10 protein-coding genes are annotated in these 16786 nt (G+C 58.2%); 5 read left to right on the top strand and 5 right to left on the bottom strand.

Features of this window, described 5'->3' with window-relative positions:
• Positions 1 to 18 precede the first annotated feature (18 nt).
• The 3 genes from FQB27_RS10410 to FQB27_RS10400 form a co-directional block, all read right to left on the bottom strand.
• Positions 19 to 1317: a TRAP transporter large permease gene (locus tag FQB27_RS10410; protein ID WP_169560991.1), complete on the bottom strand. Its 1299-nt coding sequence runs from the start codon at positions 1315 to 1317 to the stop codon at positions 19 to 21.
• On the bottom strand, positions 1314 to 1895 hold the full coding sequence (locus FQB27_RS10405; RefSeq protein WP_206374546.1) for a TRAP transporter small permease: 582 nt from the start codon (positions 1893 to 1895) through the stop codon (positions 1314 to 1316). Before FQB27_RS10405 ends, FQB27_RS10410 begins: the two co-directional genes overlap by 4 nt.
• A 79-nt stretch (positions 1896 to 1974) precedes the next feature.
• Positions 1975 to 2952 carry a TRAP transporter substrate-binding protein gene (locus FQB27_RS10400; protein WP_169560989.1) on the bottom strand — a complete coding sequence of 326 codons (978 nt, stop codon included), beginning with the start codon at positions 2950 to 2952 and terminating at the stop codon, positions 1975 to 1977.
• 124 nt (positions 2953 to 3076) lie between these two features.
• Here FQB27_RS10400 and FQB27_RS10395 point away from each other — a divergent pair, with 124 nt between their 5' ends.
• Complete coding sequence (locus FQB27_RS10395) at positions 3077 to 6685, top strand: hydantoinase B/oxoprolinase family protein (RefSeq protein ID WP_169560988.1); 3609 nt, start codon at positions 3077 to 3079, stop codon at positions 6683 to 6685.
• 144 nt (positions 6686 to 6829) lie between these two features.
• On the opposite strand, the gene FQB27_RS10390 is transcribed toward FQB27_RS10395, so the two are convergent.
• Positions 6830 to 8008 carry a CaiB/BaiF CoA transferase family protein gene (locus tag FQB27_RS10390; RefSeq protein WP_169560987.1) on the bottom strand — a complete coding sequence of 393 codons (1179 nt, stop codon included), beginning with the start codon at positions 8006 to 8008 and terminating at the stop codon, positions 6830 to 6832.
• A gap of 214 nt (positions 8009 to 8222) precedes the next feature.
• Here FQB27_RS10390 and FQB27_RS10385 point away from each other — a divergent pair, with 214 nt between their 5' ends.
• Entirely contained in the window at positions 8223 to 9446 is a 1224-nt protein-coding gene (locus FQB27_RS10385) for a DUF2478 domain-containing protein (protein WP_169560986.1), read from the top strand.
• A gap of 18 nt (positions 9447 to 9464) precedes the next feature.
• On the opposite strand, the gene FQB27_RS10380 is transcribed toward FQB27_RS10385, so the two are convergent.
• Positions 9465 to 11027, bottom strand: coding sequence for a hypothetical protein (locus FQB27_RS10380; RefSeq protein ID WP_169560985.1), 1563 nt, complete (start codon positions 11025 to 11027; stop codon positions 9465 to 9467).
• A gap of 377 nt (positions 11028 to 11404) precedes the next feature.
• On the opposite strand from FQB27_RS10380, the gene FQB27_RS10375 reads away from it, so the two are divergent.
• Genes FQB27_RS10375 through FQB27_RS10365 form a run of 3 tightly spaced genes read left to right on the top strand, consistent with a single transcriptional unit; the run spans position 11405 to position 16702 of the window.
• Positions 11405 to 13189, top strand: a complete 1785-nt coding sequence (locus FQB27_RS10375; RefSeq protein WP_169560984.1) for a peptidase domain-containing ABC transporter — start codon at positions 11405 to 11407, stop codon at positions 13187 to 13189.
• Positions 13190 to 13193: 4 nt separating this feature from the next.
• Positions 13194 to 15323, top strand: a complete 2130-nt coding sequence (locus tag FQB27_RS10370) for a peptidase domain-containing ABC transporter (RefSeq protein ID WP_169560983.1) — start codon at positions 13194 to 13196, stop codon at positions 15321 to 15323.
• Entirely contained in the window at positions 15320 to 16702 is a 1383-nt protein-coding gene (locus FQB27_RS10365) for an HlyD family type I secretion periplasmic adaptor subunit (RefSeq protein ID WP_169560982.1), read from the top strand. Before FQB27_RS10370 ends, FQB27_RS10365 begins: the two co-directional genes overlap by 4 nt.
• Positions 16703 to 16786: the final 84 nt, after the last annotated feature.

Here is a 16786-nt window from a genome sequence, read left to right as displayed (position 1 = left end):
ACTCCTCTACGCGCACGGTCAGTTCATGTTGTTCGGCAGCCATGTCACAATTTCCGGCACCGCCACGATGGCCGCCAGCGCGACAAACATCAGCAGGAAGAACGGCAGTGCCGCCATGGCCACATTCAGGATGTTCCGTCCTGTCAGGGATTGCAGGACAAACAGGTTGAACCCGACCGGCGGTGTGATCTGGGACATTTCCACAACAACCACGATATAGATACCGAACCACAGCGGATCGATGCCCGCCTGCTCCACCATCGGCATGATCACGGAGGTGGTCAGCACGACAACGGAAATCCCGTCAAGGAAACAGCCTAGGATGACAAAGAAAATTGTCAGCGCGAACAGCAGTTCATACGGGGACAGGTTCATGCCACCAATCCAGACCGCCAGCATCTTGGGAATACCGGTAAAGCCCATGGCCACGGTCAGGAAGGCCGCGCCTGCCAGAATGAAGGCAATCATGCAGGAGGTTTTCGTGGCCCCGATCAGCCCGTCAAGGAAGGTCTCGCGGTTCAGTGATCCGGTAAACCAGGACAGGGCCAGTGCCAGCACCACGCCGACCGCTGCGGCATCGGTCGGCGATGCGATCCCGGCATAGATGGACCCCATCACACCGCCAATCAGCATCACCACCGGGATCAGGCGGCGGGAATGATAGAGTTTCTCGCGCAGGCTGGAGCGGCTTTCCTCGACCGGCAGCTTGTCCTTGTTGAACAACGCCCACAGAATGACAAAACCAACAAACAGGCCGACCAGCATGATGCCCGGCACAACCCCGGCCATGAACAGGCGGGCAATGGACTGTTCCGTGGCCACGCCATAAACAATCAGGATGATGGACGGCGGGATCAGCAAGCCCAGCGTCGCGGAACCGGCCAAGGTCCCGATCATCAGTTTTTCAGGATATTTCCGCTTTGAAAGTTCCGGAATGGACAGTTTGCCAATGGTGGCCGCCGTCGCGGCGGAAGACCCGGACACGGCCGCAAAGATTCCGCAACCGATGATATTCACATGCAGAAGCCGTCCGGGAAGGCGGTTCATCCACGGCGCAAGACCGGTGAACATGTCTTCCGACAAACGGGAGCGGAACAGGATTTCCCCCATCCAGATAAACAGCGGCAGCGCCGCCAGCGCCCAGGAATTGCTGGCGCCCCATGCGGTTGTGGCCAGAACATCGCCAACCGGGGCATCGGTAAAGACAAACATGCCCACCATCCCCACAGCCAGCAGGGAGAAGGCAACCCAGACACCGGCCCCAAGCAGGGCCAGAAGAACAAGTAAAAGAAGCGCTGTCAGTGCAATTTCGGTCATGGACGATCCTCCCCAGCGATATAGTCGGCGGCGGTATCATCCTCGTCCACCAGAAGGTTTTCCCCCTTGCCTTCATAGGACGCCCCGTGCCCAAGAAGCACAGAGATCAACTCGTCCAGAACGGCAATGGCCAGAATGGCAAGGCCAACCAGAATACTGGCCTGCGGTATCCAGATGGGAACGGCAATCATGCCCGCAGACAAATCGCCATAGGTCCAGGATTCAAGAACCAGCCGTCCTGTGAACCATGTGAAGTAAAGGGTAATTGCCGCCGCAATGGACAGGCACAGAATTTCAAAGAAATGTTGGACGCGGTGCGAAAACTGGTGGAGCAGCAGGCTCACACGGATATGTCCGCCCTCGCGCAAGGTATAGGCCAGCGCCAGAAAGGACGACGCGGCCAGGAAAAATCCGGTAAAATCGGCATAGGATGGAATGGTCAACCCGAACGGCACACCAAACAGCGCACCATAGACCTTGTCAATCAGGTTGAGCGTCACCTGTGCCATGACAAGAATACAAATGGCCAGGATGAACAGGGCGGCGGTCCACCCGCTTGCCTTATATAAAAAATTCAAAAAACAACGCATTCCTGTCTCCCGCACAAGCAAGCGTAAATAACAAGGGCGGCCATATGCCGCCCTTGAAAAGTCAATGTTATTTGCCGTAGGCGCTCAGCACCTTCTGACCTTCTTCGCCAGCAGCGGCTTTCCAGTCTTCAAGCATGGTCGCCCCGATTTCCTTGAGGCCAGTCATCAGCTCTTCGGTCGGTGTGACAATGGTAATGCCGTTGTCCTGCATGACCTTGATCTTGGCTGCAGTTTCCTCGCGGCTCATTTCCCAGCCCCGTGCCTCTGCCTTGGCGGCTTCGGCCAGAACGGCGTCCTGAACAGCCTTGTCCAGCTTGCGGAACGCCCGCTTGTTCACAACCACGATGTTCTTCGGAACCCACGCCTGAATGTCAGTGTAATGAGTTACATAGTCCCATGCCTTGGAGTTGGCACCGGTGGACGGGGATGTGATCATGGCTTCAACGCGGCCCGTGGTGAAGGCCTGCGGGATATCCGGAACCTCAACCTGTGTCGGTGCGGCGCCGGCCAGATTTGCAAATTTTTCCAACGTCGCGTTATAAGCGCGGAACTTCAGGCCCTTCAGGTCCTCAACAGAGTTGATTTCCTTCTTAGTGTACAGACCCTGCGGCGGCCACGGAACGGAGAACAGCGGCATCAGGCCCTGTTTGTCCAGCAGCGCGGTCACGACCGGCTTCTGGGCATCCCACAGACGCTTGGCGTCGTCATAGTTGGTGGCCAGGAAAGGCTGGCTGTCGGCACCGAAAACGGCCTGCTCGTTATTCAGCAGGGACATGAAAAATTCGCCGATCGGAACCTGTCCGCCGCGAACAGCCTTGCTGATTTCCGCGTGTTTGAACAGAGAGCCGGCAGAATGGATCTTGATTGTGAGGGCACCGTTTGTTGCAGCCTCGACATCTCTTGCGAATTCAGTAATATTAACGGTATGAAATGTTTTGTCAGGATACGGCGTCGGCATATCCCATGTATCCGCAACCGCAGCGGACCCGACCATCGTGCCGATCGCGAACGTGCCGGCAGACAGAAGTTTTGAAAAAGCGTTCATACTTATACTCCCCGATTAAGTTTGTTCCTTGTGAATGCGTAAAAACGATATAAAAACGTTGACGTTTTGTCAATGTTATTTTAGCGTCCTACCATATCACAGTATCCAGTAGGAGAAAAATCAGATGTGGCAATTTTGGGTTGATCGCGGCGGCACCTTTACAGATATCGTTGCCAAAAAGCCGGATGGTGAACTGATTTCGCACAAGCTGCTGTCCGAGAATCCGGAACAGTACAAGGATGCGGCCGTTCAGGGCATTCGCGAACTTCTGGGCCTTGCAAAGACAGACCCGATTCCCGAGCATACCATTGAGTATGTAAAGATGGGCACCACGGTTGCGACCAACGCCCTGCTGGAGCGGGACGGCGACCGGACCGTGTTCGTCACCACCAAGGGATTTGGCGATGCCCTGCGCATCGGATACCAGAGCCGCCCGAAACTGTTCGCCCGCCATATCGTTCTTCCCGAACTGCTGTATGAGCGTGTGATCGAAGCCAATGAGCGCATGGACGCCCACGGCGCCGTTGTCACACCACTGGATGAAGACAAGGTCCGTGCGGACCTGCAGGCAGCCTTTGATGACGGTATTCGCGGCGTTGCCATCGCCCTGATCCACGGCTATCGCTATACGGATCACGAAAAGCGGATTGCCGATATCGCCCGCGAGGTCGGCTTTACCCAGATTTCCGTCAGCCATGACATCAGCCCGCTGATGAAACTGGTCAGCCGCGGCGACACCACGGTTGTGGACGCCTATCTGTCCCCGATCCTGCGCCGTTACGTCAATCAGGTTTCCGAAGCCCTTGGAACCGATTCCGGCTCCGGTGCACGGCTGATGTTCATGCAGTCCAACGGTGGCCTGACCGACGCCCGCCTGTTCCAGGGTAAGGACGCCATCCTGTCCGGCCCGGCCGGCGGTGTTGTCGGCATGACCCGGACCGCAGCCATGAGCGGCTATACCAAGCTGATCGGCTTTGACATGGGCGGTACATCCACCGACGTCACCCATTATGACGGCGAGTATGAGCGCAGCTTTGAAACTGTTGTCGCCGGTGTTCGCATGCGGGCGCCGATGATGCACATTCATACGGTTGCCGCGGGCGGCGGTTCGCTTCTGACCTTTGACGGTGCGCGCTATCGCGTTGGGCCGGAATCTGCCGGTGCCAATCCGGGACCGACCAGTTACCGCCGCGGCGGCCCGCTGGCTGTTACCGACTGTAACGTCATGCTGGGTAAAATCCAGCCGGACCACTTCCCCAAGGTATTCGGCCCCAATGCGGACGAGCCGCTTGATGCGGATGCGGTGCGCCAGAAATTCTCGGACATGGCGGAAGACATTGCCAAATCCACCGGCGCGCCCCTTCAGTCCCCTGAAGAAGTGGCCGAAGGCTTCCTGCGTATTGCCGTTGAAAATATGGCCAATGCCATCAAGGAAATCTCTGTCCAGCGCGGCTATGACGTCACCGAATACACCCTGAACTGCTTCGGCGGTGCGGGCGGCCAGCATGCCTGCCTTGTAGCGGATGCCCTTGGCATGACCCGCGTCTTCCTGCATCCGTTCTCTGGTGTTCTTTCTGCCTATGGCATGGGTCTTGCCGATATCCGCGCCATGCGCGAAATGCAGGTTGAAGAGAGCTTTGGCGACAATGCCCTTGAAATCTGTGAGAAGGCAACCGCCCCGCTTGGCAAGGAAGCCTCTGACGAGGTGGTGGCGCAAGGCGTCCCGGCCGAGAATATCGAACTGATCCGCAAAGCCCATATCAAATATGTGGGTTCCGACACCGCCCTGCTGGTCACCATGACCGATCCGGCGACCATGAAGGAAGAGTTCGAACAGGCCCACAAGCAGCGGTTCGGCTTTATCGCCGAAAATCGCGGCCTGATCATCGAGGCAGTTTCCGTTGAAGCGGTCGGCCTGACCGATTCCGTTGAAGACCCGGAAGTGGCCAGCGATGCAGCCCCAGCCGATCTGGAACCGGTGGATACCGTCTCCATGTACACAGGCAACGACCGCAAGATGGTGCCTTTGTACAATCGCGATCACATGGTCCCGAACCAGAAAATTCCGGGTCCGGCCATCCTGATCGAGAAAACCGGCACCATCATCATCGAACAGGGCTGGCAGGCCACACTGAACGCCCGCATGCACCTTGTTCTGGATCGTATCGAAGCCCGGCCGAAAACCGAGGCCGTCGGGACCGATGCCGACCCGGTGATGCTGGAAGTGTTCAACAACCTGTTCATGTCCATTGCGGAACAGATGGGGGCAACCCTTGCCAACACATCCCAATCCGTGAACATCAAGGAACGGCTTGACTTCTCCTGTGCGATTTTCGACACCGAAGGCAATCTGGTTGCCAACGCCCCGCATATGCCGGTCCATCTTGGATCCATGGGCGAAAGCATCAAGACCATCATCACCGAAAATGCAGGCAAGATGTCTCCGGGTGACGTGTTTGCCCTGAACGCTCCGTATAATGGTGGGACACACCTGCCGGACGTCACGGTCATTTCACCGGTCTTCGACCGGGACGGCAAGGAGATCATCTTCTATGTGGGGTCACGCGGACACCATGCCGATATCGGTGGCCGGACACCGGGGTCCTCCCCGCCGGACAGCCGTCACATCGACGAGGAAGGCGTCCTGATCGACAACTTCCTGCTGGTCTCCAAAGGTCACTTCCGCGAAGAGGAAACCCGCGCCATGCTGACCAGCGGTCAGTATCCGTGCCGGAACCCGGACCAGAACGTTGCCGACCTGATTGCCCAGATTGCGGCAAACGAGACCGGCATCCGGGAACTGCGCAAGATGATCGATCACTTCGGCATTGACGTGGTATCCGCTTATATGACCCACGTTCAGGACAACGCCGAGGAATCCGTTCGCCGGGTTCTGGACGCCCTGAAGGATTGCGAGTTCACCTATCCGCTGGATACGGGAGCCAAAATCCAGGTCAAGATTTCCGTGAACAAGGCTGACCGCAGCGCAACGGTTGATTTCACCGGCACCTCACCGCAGGATGAAATGAACTACAACGCGCCGCTGGCCATCAGCAAGGCCGCTGTCCTGTATGTTTTCCGGACACTGGTCGAGGATGAAATTCCGCTGAACGAAGGCTGCCTGAAACCGATCAAGGTTGTGGTTCCGGAAGGGTCCATGCTGAACCCCGCCTACCCGGCGGCGGTGATTGCCGGTAACACGGAAGTTTCGCAGTGTGTCACGGATGCCCTGTACGGTGCCCTTGGTGTTCTGGCCTCCTCACAGGGGACCATGAACAACTTCCTGTACGGCAACGACAAGTACCAGAACTACGAAACCATCTGCGGCGGCACGGGTGCCGGGCCGGACCATAACGGTACCAGCGCGGTTCACAGTCACATGACCAACACCCGCATGACCGACCCGGAAGTTCTGGAATGGCGTTTCCCGGTTCGCGTGGAAGAGTTCTGCATCCGTCGGGGTTCCGGCGGTAAGGGTCGCTTCTCAGGCGGTGACGGCGCCATTCGCCGGATGAAGTTCCTGGAAGACATGACGGCCACCTTCCTGTCCCTGCACCGCAATACTGACCCGTACGGTCTGGACGGCGGTGAAGCCGGTGCCCGCGGTAACAACTATGTTGTCCGCAGCAACGGTGACAAGGTCCAGCTGAAAGGCAATGACGAGGTCGATCTGGCACCGGGTGATACGGTCGTGATCGAAACACCGGGTGGCGGTGGCTTCGGCAAGGCCTGAGCCAACCGGGTTTGATACCAACTGAAAAGGGGCGTGTGATCCAATCACACGCCCCTTTTTGTATCTGGTCTTTTTGAAAGAAGGCCGGTTGGCTGCCCCGCCTCCCCTTTACTAAGTTGCCGAGTTTCTGTTACCGGCTAGCGTTTAGCGGCTAAAGACCGCGCCTTTTTCCTTCAGCGCCGCGATTTCCGCCTCGCTGAGGCCCAGTCCTTCAAGAACCTGATCGGAATGCTCGCCGACCAGCGGGCTGTGAGCCAGTTCGCTGCCATTGACAAAACCATCGAAGCCCGGAATACGCGGCAGCGGGATTTTCCCGACAACCTCATGGTCGATCCAGCTATAGCTGTTCACGGCCTTGGACTGTTCGTTCTCCAGATAATCGGCATATCCGTTGATCGGGCTGTGGATCACGCCAGCGGCTTCCAGTTCCTTCGACCATTGTGCGGTGGTCTTGCGCAGGAATTCCCGGCGAATTTCGGCCATCAGCGGCTTTTCATGCACAACCCGTTTTTCACGAGAGTTGTAATCCTCGTGATCGATCAGGTCTTCACGGCCGAGAACCTTGCAAAGTTCCGCATAGTGCCCTTCGCGCATCACGGCAATCCCGACATAGCCATCCGCTGTCTGGACAGTTCCTGCCGGAACATACAGCACGTTCGGAGAGCCACCTTCAAGATGATGCTCAAGGATTTTCGCGCTCTGGAAGGCGGCGGCGGCCTGCATCAGGTTACAGTCGATATAGGCACCCTCGCCGCTGACACCGCGACCGATAAGGGCCTTCATCACGCTCTGGTAGGCGAACAGGCCGGTCAGGAAATCAATGACGACCATGCCGCTTTTCATGGGCATACCGTTTTCATCACGGGTGATGGACATCCAGCCGGAAAAGCCCTGAATGGCGCTGTCGGTAACCGGACGGGTGCTGTACGGCCCTTCCTGACCATAGCCTGTCACGGACAGATAGATGACGTTGCTGTTGTTTTTGGAAACACTGTCGTAATCCAGCCCGAATTTCTTCATCACGCCGGGACGGAAGGATTCCAGAACCACGTCCGCCTCTTCGGCAATTTTCCGGGCCAGAGCCAACCCTTCCGGGTTTTTCAGGTCAATGGAAATGGATTTCTTGCCAAGGTTCACGACAATGGCATGGGCGCAGTATTCGCCATAGGTTGTCCCAAGGGTCCGTGCCCAGTCACCACCGGTCGGTTCAACCTTGGTAACACTTGCACCACCTTGAGCCAGCATCATGCCGCAATACGGACCGGCCACACCCTGACTGAAGTCTGCAACTTTCAACCCTTTGAAGGCTTGATTCTGATTCATTTTCACATCCTCTTGGTGGGAGTTTCTTAGGATACAGTTTGTGATATCACCATGTTTAAACTGATAGCACAAATTTACGCAACGGAAACTAGCCTTTTTCATTTTCCGTACTGCCCTTTAAGGACAATCAGGGCAGAAAGACTGGATTTTCATGCCCCGCGCCCCTTAGGCTGGGCCAACAGTCTTTTTTAGTCTCGCTGACAAGAGGTGAGAGGTGACCGATATTTCCATGCCCATCCATGCCGCTGCGGTTCTGTATAACAATGCTGCCGAGTTGGCCTATCTTCTTCGCTTTGCCGAGACCATGAAAAAGCGCGGCTGGAAAATCGGCGGGCTTCGCCAACAGGTCTTGCGGGACGGAGATGGCCTTCGCACCGGGGTGGACGCCATTGATCTGGACAACGGCGAACGGTTTCCCATTGTCCGCACCGACAACAAACCGGCCGGTCCACGGGAATGCGGTCTGGACCTGTCGGCCCTGACCCTGTCCTCCAGCGCGCTGCAACGGGCCATCGATGAGAAAGCCGATCTGGTTATCGTCGAGAAATTCGGCGAGGCGGAGCAGCGCGGCGAAGGCATTGCCGACAGCATCCTGAGCGTCATGGCGGAGGGTATTCCCATCCTCATCGCTGTTCCGGCCTTTGCCGCCGATCAGTGGAACCGCTTTACCGGCGGGCTAACCTCGATCCTGCCGATGGATCTGCAGGCATTCCGGGACTGGTGGCCCAAGGATCGCCTGTACCGGGAACTGACCGACACGGTTCCCGATATCCCCGTAACCGCGGTGACCGTCGGCCTGAACTGGACACTGGTTGAAACAGAAAAAGGGGCCGGCCTTGCCCATACCCCGGCGCGGGGCACCCATGGCTGCCGGTCCGTTCCCGAAGCGGGCCACCTGACCCGGTACAGCCTGCGGACGCTGGCGGAAAAATGTTTTTCCGACAACCCCTTTGAGGTCGCCATCGGCATCGCCGCGATCAACTGCCATATAAACAGGGCGGACCTTGAAGGGGCCGATCTAAACGGGCTGGACGTGTTTGGCCCGCAGGACGGACCGGTTACCTTTATCGGGGCCTTCAAGGGGGCACGCGAGAAATTCCCGGCGGCGCGAATTGTGGAACTGGACCCGAAACCCGGTCAGTTTCCAGCCTCGGCAGCCCCCGACCTGATCCGGTCGAGCGATGCCGTCTTCATCACCGCGTCCACCCTGATCAACAAGACATTACCGCCCCTGCTGGCGGCCGGACAGAACGGGATGACGGCCCTTGTCGGACCCGGGACTCCGCTCTCTCCGATCCTGCATGAGTATGGCCTTCATGCTCTCTGCGGATTGGTGGTCAGGGACACGGCACAGGTCCGGCGAATTGTCGCCGCAGGCGGGTCTGTCCGGGATTTGAAGCCCTATTGCCGCCATGTGAGCCTTGTCAATGACGCCTGAGGGCAAGGCGCAGGGGGCCTAGCCCTCGATTTTCTCCACGCCTTCAAATGTCAGGACCGCATCCTCGCCAAGGGTAATGGTGCCGGAGGCGTCTTCTGACAGGAAGATGGCCCCGTCGTCGGTGGTCTCGATGGAGCCGCTGGTCAGGGTCAGCCAATCGGAAACATCCCCACCCGGCAACCCGTCTGTCAGGACAATGGTGTCGGACCAACCGCCGCCATTACCCCCGACAAAGGTATCCATGCCGTCATTGCCACCGAAATAGAACATGTCATCGCCAGCACCGCCAACGACATGATCATCGCCCGTGCCGCCGTAAATGGTGTCATTGCCGACACCGCCCGTGATGTCATCGTTGCCAGCGCCGCCATAAATCAGGTCATCGCCACCCTCGCCGCGCAGGTCGTCATCGCCCGCACCGCCATACAGGTGGTCATCGCCCTGCCCGGCCTTGATGGTATCGTCGCCGTCCCCGGCAACAAGCGTGTCATTCCCGCCCTTGCCCATCAGGTCGTCGTCGCCGCCAAGACCATAGATAATATCATCCGTATGGTTGGTGCCCATCAGCTTGGTGCTTTTCTGGTCATCCTCATCCGTGCCGATCAGGGTGGCGCTGTCCTGAAGGCCGGGGTCATGCACATCATTATCCGAAACCGGATTGCTTCCGCCCCCGCCAGAGCCACTACCGCTACCGCCGGAACCGGAGCCATCACCGCTATCGCCAGTATCGCCAGTATCACCGCCATCGTCACCGCCGCCGGTTTCCGGCACGGTCGGATTTTCCGGCTCTTCCGGTTCTGAAGGCCCTTCAGGATCAGGGGTTTCCGGACCCCCGCCATCGGTGGGAGGCGGTGTGCCGTCCTCGCCGTCGCCGGAACCCTCCGATGGGTCGCCTGTTGGATCACCGCTACCATCTGTTTCCGGAACACCCGGACCGCCCGGAAATCCGCCCTCTTGGCCGTTGCCGCGATCAGTGTTGCGATCATCCTCTTGGCCGGTGTCTGACACGGGATCGCTCCCCCCAGTCGCCAGATCGCCGCTGCCCTGATCTTTCAAAGCTGCGGAAGAAGACGCGGCAGCAACACTGCCCCCCGTCTCCGGCTGGGATTGGGAAGGGGCGCGGACGGAAGACGCTGCGCCTTGGGCCTGTTGCCAGGCGGGCGCCGCGTCTGACGGCGTCTCACCATCCAGTTCAAGGACCACATCCTCGAACTCAACCCGGTCCCGGCCGCCGCCGGACCGACTATCATCCAGTCCCGCATCAGAACCGCTGTCGCCCGAACCGGGTGACAGGGCGTCAATTCCGGCGCGATCGTCCGGTGCCGCATCCGAAGCGGTCTCCGGGGCCGTCTCGTCGCCTACCAAAGCGCCGTCCTGCCGTGTTTCCTGTGAGGCTTCGTAAGGATCGCGGCCGCCCGTATGAATATTGGCAAGCGAGGCGTCCGCCGTCTTGACCCGGCCCCCCTCGCCGCTTTCGGCTTCGGTTGAAGACAGGCCCGATTTGCGCTGTGAGCCTGCGGCGGTCAAAAGTTCCAGATCGTCTGTGACCTGTTCGCTTTCCGGTCTCGTCGTGTCGCTCATCGCTTTTCAATCCTGTTAGAATGATCCGGGATATCCTCCCTGCTTTGCAGGGGGTCGTTTCTCCAGTATAACCAATCATATTAACAAAATATTAATTTAACAGTAATTGAATATAATTTTAAGTAAACTTTCAACTGAAAGACCAACAAGTCAAATAACGCTCCCCCTCTTACTTGAAATTAATTTGAATAAAATTTTATGTATTTTGATATTGCGGCCGTTCTCCCCGAATTTTGCGCCTGATCGCGCCCTCTTTACCCAAGAAGAATTTTCCCGTTTTTCGCCCCCAATTTCCAATTTTTACGAAAATTAAACCAATAATCACCCATACAGGAACAGGAGATACCCACGAAAAGTATCCAGGCGGGGAATGAAAGTTGGATAAACATCATTTGCAGGATGACAAGCCGATGCTGCGCGAAGGGACACTTCCCGCCGCAACCGGCAGCCGTACCAGCATCATACTGACCTCGCTCGCGCTGAATGTGCTGGCCCTTGCCCTGCCGGTCATGATCCTGCAGGTCTATGACCGGATTTTGCCGAACAATGCGACACAGACCCTGCTGCTGCTGGTGGTGGGGGTGGGCATTGCCCTGCTGCTGGAGGCTTTTTTCCGGCTGGCCCGATCTTATCTTACCGCCTATTCCGGGGCACGGTTCGAGCATATCGCCGGGTGCCGCGCCCTGTCGCGCACCCTTGGCACCAATATCGTGCGTTTTGAGAAAGAGGCCGCCGGTGTCTACCTGCATCGTTTCAATGCCATCGAAAACCTGCGGGAATTCATGTCCGGCCACAACCTGCTGATTTTCATCGACCTGCCCTTTGCGCTGATTTTCCTCGCAATGGTGGCCTATATCGGCGGCGTGCTGGTGCTGGCCCCGGCCCTCCTCCTGCTCGGCTTCGCCCTTGTCACCCTGCTTGTCAGCCGGGATCTCAAAAAAGGCCTTGAGGAACGCGCCACATGGGACGACCGGCGCTATAACTTCCTGATCGAGGTGCTGACCGGCATCCATACGGTCAAGAGCCTTGCCCTGGAGGCGCAGATGGTCCGCCGTTATGAACGGCTTCAGGAAACAACCGCCAACGTCATCCGCAACGTGTCCCTGCAGCATAATCTGGCGCAAGGATTGGGAACCTCCTTTTCGCAACTGACGCTGATTGCGGTGGCGTCCTTCGGGGCGTTTCTGGTGATCGACGAGCGGCTGACCATTGGCGGCCTTGCCGCCTGCACCCTGCTGTCCGGCCGGGCGTTGCAGCCCCTGCTTCGGGCCATGGGGGTGTGGACCCACTACCAGAATGTGAAGCTGTCAAAGGAACGGGTGCAATCCCTGCTCTCCCTGCCGCAAGAGGTGGCCAACTCCAGCACCCCGGAAACGTCCCTTGCGCCCGGCTCTCCGGTACCGAGCCCCTTGCTGCCTCGCCCTGCCAACGGCGGCACAATCGACTTTGAAAACCTGTCCTTTGGATATGGGGACCAGCATGACGACCTGTTCGATACCCTGAACGGCGCCTTCCCTGCCGGTAGCATCACAGCGATTACCGGTGGCAACGGCGCGGGCAAGACAAGCCTGCTGTGGCTGGCGCGGGGCCTGCTGACCCCAACTGCGGGGCGCGTCCTTCTGAACGGTCAGGATGTCTCTCACCTGCCGCATGCATTGCTGAGCGAGCGGATCGCCTATCTGCCCCAGACCGCCACCATTTTCAACGGCACCATCATGGACAACCTGACCGCTTTCCGGAAAGGCCCCTTTATCGATGCGGCGTTGGAACTGTCCCGCCAGTTGGGTCTGGACGAGGTGATCAAACATCTTCCCCTTGGTTATGACACGGTGATCGGCGATGGCGCCGCCGACAGCACCCCCGGCGGCATTCGCCAGCGTATTACCATCGCGCGGGCACTGATCTCGAACCCCGAGGTGATCCTGTTTGACGAGGCCAACACCTCCCTTGATGCAGCAGGGGATGAAATCCTCAAGAATGTGCTGCTGGACCGGAAAGGGAAAAGCACCATTATTCTGGTCAGCCACCGGCCCTCTCTGTTGAAGATCGCCGACCGCGGATACCGCATCATGGACCGCCAGCTTGTCAAAAGCCCGATTGACGCCCTGATCCCGGGAAAAGTGGCCCCGGACACGCAAGAAAAACAGGTTAAACTGGTGTAGGCCCATGACATTCCTGAGCGCCATCAAGGGCAATCCCGCCGACAATAACTGGGGCCGCGAAACCCGATACGCGGCCTGCCTGTCCCCCCTGCTGGAGGCCCTTGGCTGGCGCGGCAACCCGGAACAGGTGGTCGAGGCCATGCCCCATTTCAAAACCACCATGGACCTTGTTGACCTGCGCAGCACGCTGGCCAACCTGCATTTCCAAAGCAGTGCCCGCAAGACACGCCTGAAGGATATCGACCCGCGCCTGCTGCCCTGCCTGTTTGATGGCCCCGGCGGCACGGTGATGGTTGTGGTGTCCGGCGACGAAAACGGATACCGGATCTTTGACAGCGCCCGGCAAACCTACCGAACCCTCGACAACCGTTCGGAACTCGGTCAAACGGGACAGGCATTTTTCTTCCGTCCCGTCCCCCGGGACAAGATCGGCCAGTGGAATTCCGGCAAGGAATGGTTTCAGGCGGTCCTCGGTCGCTTCAAGGTTTTCTTCAAACGCATCCTGATCATGACGTTTCTGCTGAACCTGCTGGCCCTTGCAACGCCGCTGTTCATCATGGCGGTGTATGACCTTGCCATCAATGCGGGGTCCTTCGACACCCTGTCCTATCTTCTGGCCGGGGTCGGGCTGGCCTTGCTGTGCGATTTGTTCCTGCGCTACGTCCGGGCCCGGACACTGGCCCATATCAGCGCCCGGCTTGATTACATCGTTGGCAGCACGGCGCTGCAGAAAATCCTGTCCCTGTCCGTGGCCCAGACGGAACGCACCACCCTTGGCTCGAAACTGGCCCGGTTCCGCGAATTTGACATGATCCGCGATTTCTTTTCCGGTCCCATGGCCCTTGCCTTTCTGGAACTGCCGTTCATTTTCATCTTCCTGTTGGCCATCTGGATCATCGGCGGGCCGTTGGCCCTTGTGCCGGCGGGAATGCTGGTTCTGTATGGGGTGACGGCCTTCCTGATCCTGCCGCGCATTCGCGAATATACCACCGATGATCTGGCAAGCACGGCCAGCAAGGGCAGCTTTATCACCGAATGTTTCAACAACATGCGGACGATCAAGCAACTGGGGGCCGAGGAAATCTGGCTGGACCGGTACCGGGATATTTCCGCCGGGCAGGCCCTGTCCGGTATGCGCAACAACATGATTGCCGCCGGAACGCAAACCTTTGCCCATGTGATCATGATCGCCGCGGGCGTGATGACCCTGACCTTTGGCATCCTGCAAGTGCTGGATAACCAGATGACCGTCGGAGCACTGGTGGCCTGCATGGCGCTTGTCTGGCGACTGCTGGCACCCATCCAGACCCTGTTCCTTGCCCTGACCCGGCTCAACCAGATCGGTATCAGCGTCAAACGGCTGAACCAGCTTTTCACCCTGCCGAGCGAGCATAACCCCTATGCGTCCTCCATGCTGAAATCCTTTCAGGGGCATATCCGTTTCTCGCGGGTGAGTTTCCGATACTCCCCCGATCAGGACCCGGCCGTCATGGGCCTGAATTTCGAAATCCGGCCCGGTGAAGTGGTGGCCTTTGCCGGTGCCAACAGTTCCGGCAAGTCCACCGTCGCCAAGCTGCTGGCAGGCCTGTACCAGCCGCAGATCGGCCGCATCAGCATTGATGATGTGGATATCCGGCAGATTGACCCCCTCGATCTTCGGAAAGCCATCGGCTATATGCCGCAATATACGGAACTGTTCCACGGCACGATCCGCCAGAACCTGTTGCTGGCCAACAGTGTCGCCAGCGAAGAGCAAATCCGCGAGGTATGCGATCTTGCAAACCTGACCGCAGATATTGATCAGTTGCCGGACAAGCTGGACACCCGGATCGGGGATCAGGCGCTTCGCCAGTTGCCCGCCGGTTTCCAGCAACGCCTGAACATGGCCCGGACGTTCCTGACCGATGCCAAGATCATGATTTTCGACGAACCCGGCAACACGCTGGATGAAGAAGGCGATCGCGCCTTTCTTGCCGCCATCGAGAAAATGCGGGGCAAGGCCACCATCCTGATGATCACCCATCGCCCCAGCCATATGCGGGCCGCTGACCGGGTTGTCCTGATGAACAAGGGCACAATCCAGACCATTGGTCCCGGCGCGTCTGTCATTCCGCTTATTTACAAAGGTGCATGATGTCTGAAAACCGGAAAAACATCCCTCTTGGCGGTGACGACAGAACAGCCCCCCGCCCCCCGTCTGACACGGGCAAGCCGGTCAGCCTGCGGCTTGGCCAGTCGATCATGCTGGAAGAACAGGCCCCTGCCCCGTTGCTGCGGGCTGCGGTGGTGGCATGCTTTGCCATTGTGGTGCTGTTCCTGATCTGGGCCCAGTTCGCGGAATTCGACGAGGTGGCCGTTGCCTCCGGCGAGGTTATCCCGTCGGGCACCGTCCAAACCCTTCAACATATCGACGGCGGCACCATTTCGGACATTTCCATCAAGGAAGGCGACATTGTTAGCGCCGGACAGGTCCTGCTCAGACTGGACCCCACGGATCTGGAAACGGAACTGAACAAGCTGCTGACCGAGCGGGCCATCCTGACCCTGAAGACCCAGCGCCTGAACGCCTTTGTCGAGGGCGGCGATATTCTGCCTGTGGCGGAAACAGATCCATTCCCCCATCTGCGGGAGGAACAGAAAAACCTTCTGAAAATCCAGCGTCTTGATCTGGACAACCAGCGCAATGTCCTGCAATCCCAGTTGGACCAGCGTCTGGCTGAACTGGACCGGATACAGGACCAGACGGCCATTCTGGAGCGCCAGATTGTCCCTTTGCGCGAACAGCTTGAAATCCGCGGCGGGTTGCTGAAAAACAAGACGCTCAGCCGGTATGAATATCTGGATGCGGAACGGCAGTATCTGAAAGAACTGGGCGATCTGGAAGGGTTGACCTTAAGCCGGAAATCCGTTCAGCAAGCCATTGCAGAAGCGCAAAGCCGCCTGCTGGAACTGGACGGTCGTACCCGGCGGGAGGCCTTGTCTGAAATGGCCGATGCCCACGCGGAACTGGTCCGCGTTGAAGAGGAAATCGCCAAGCACCGATCCAAGATCACCCGGCGCGATATTGCCTCGCCTGTCAAGGGGATCATTCAGGGGCTGGACGTGCATTCCATCGGCACCGTTATCAAGCCCGGAAACCCGATCCTGTCGGTTGTTCCCATTGATCAGAGTCTGGTTCTGGAAGTTCGCATCCGGCCAAAGGATATCGGCTTTGTGCGGGCGGGACAGGACGCGACGGTCAAATTCACCACTTATAATTTCTCCCGCTATGGGTCGGTCAAGGGGCAACTGACCCATGTGTCGGCGACCACCTTTCAGGATGCCGAAGGGGAAACCTTCTACAAGGGCAAGGTGGCCCTGTCACAGGCCCATGTGGGGACCGTACCGGAGGAAAATATGATCCTGCCCGGCATGACCGCCACCGCCGATATCAATTCCGGCAAGAAGACCCTGCTGGAATATCTTCTGAAGCCCATTCACACCACATTGGCCCAGTCTTTCCGGGAGCGATAATCCCGCCGCACCCCTTAAAAGACTCAACACTCCCGTATGTTAGATTTTTCTGTTACACTTGGTTGAAAAGGAAAATTCAAACGT

The sequence above is a fragment of the Sneathiella chinensis genome, from assembly GCF_012720115.1.
In the GTDB taxonomy this organism is placed as follows: domain Bacteria; phylum Pseudomonadota; class Alphaproteobacteria; order Sneathiellales; family Sneathiellaceae; genus Sneathiella; species Sneathiella chinensis.
This window is presented reverse-complemented; position numbering and strand designations above follow the sequence as displayed.

Bases quoted from the DNA above. Each gene is read 5' to 3' on its own strand.
- FQB27_RS10390 (WP_169560987.1), bottom strand. From the start codon at position 8,008: ATGAATCAGAATCAAGCCTTCAAAGGGTTGAAAGTTGCAGACTTCAGT.
- FQB27_RS10380 (WP_169560985.1), bottom strand. From the start codon at position 11,027: ATGAGCGACACGACGAGACCGGAAAGCGAACAGGTCACAGACGATCTG.
- FQB27_RS10410 (WP_169560991.1), bottom strand. From the start codon at position 1,317: ATGACCGAAATTGCACTGACAGCGCTTCTTTTACTTGTTCTTCTGGCC.
- FQB27_RS10370 (WP_169560983.1), top strand. From the start codon at position 13,194: ATGACATTCCTGAGCGCCATCAAGGGCAATCCCGCCGACAATAACTGG.
- FQB27_RS10365 (WP_169560982.1), top strand. From the start codon at position 15,320: ATGATGTCTGAAAACCGGAAAAACATCCCTCTTGGCGGTGACGACAGA.
- FQB27_RS10400 (WP_169560989.1), bottom strand. From the start codon at position 2,952: ATGAACGCTTTTTCAAAACTTCTGTCTGCCGGCACGTTCGCGATCGGC.
- FQB27_RS10395 (WP_169560988.1), top strand. From the start codon at position 3,077: ATGTGGCAATTTTGGGTTGATCGCGGCGGCACCTTTACAGATATCGTT.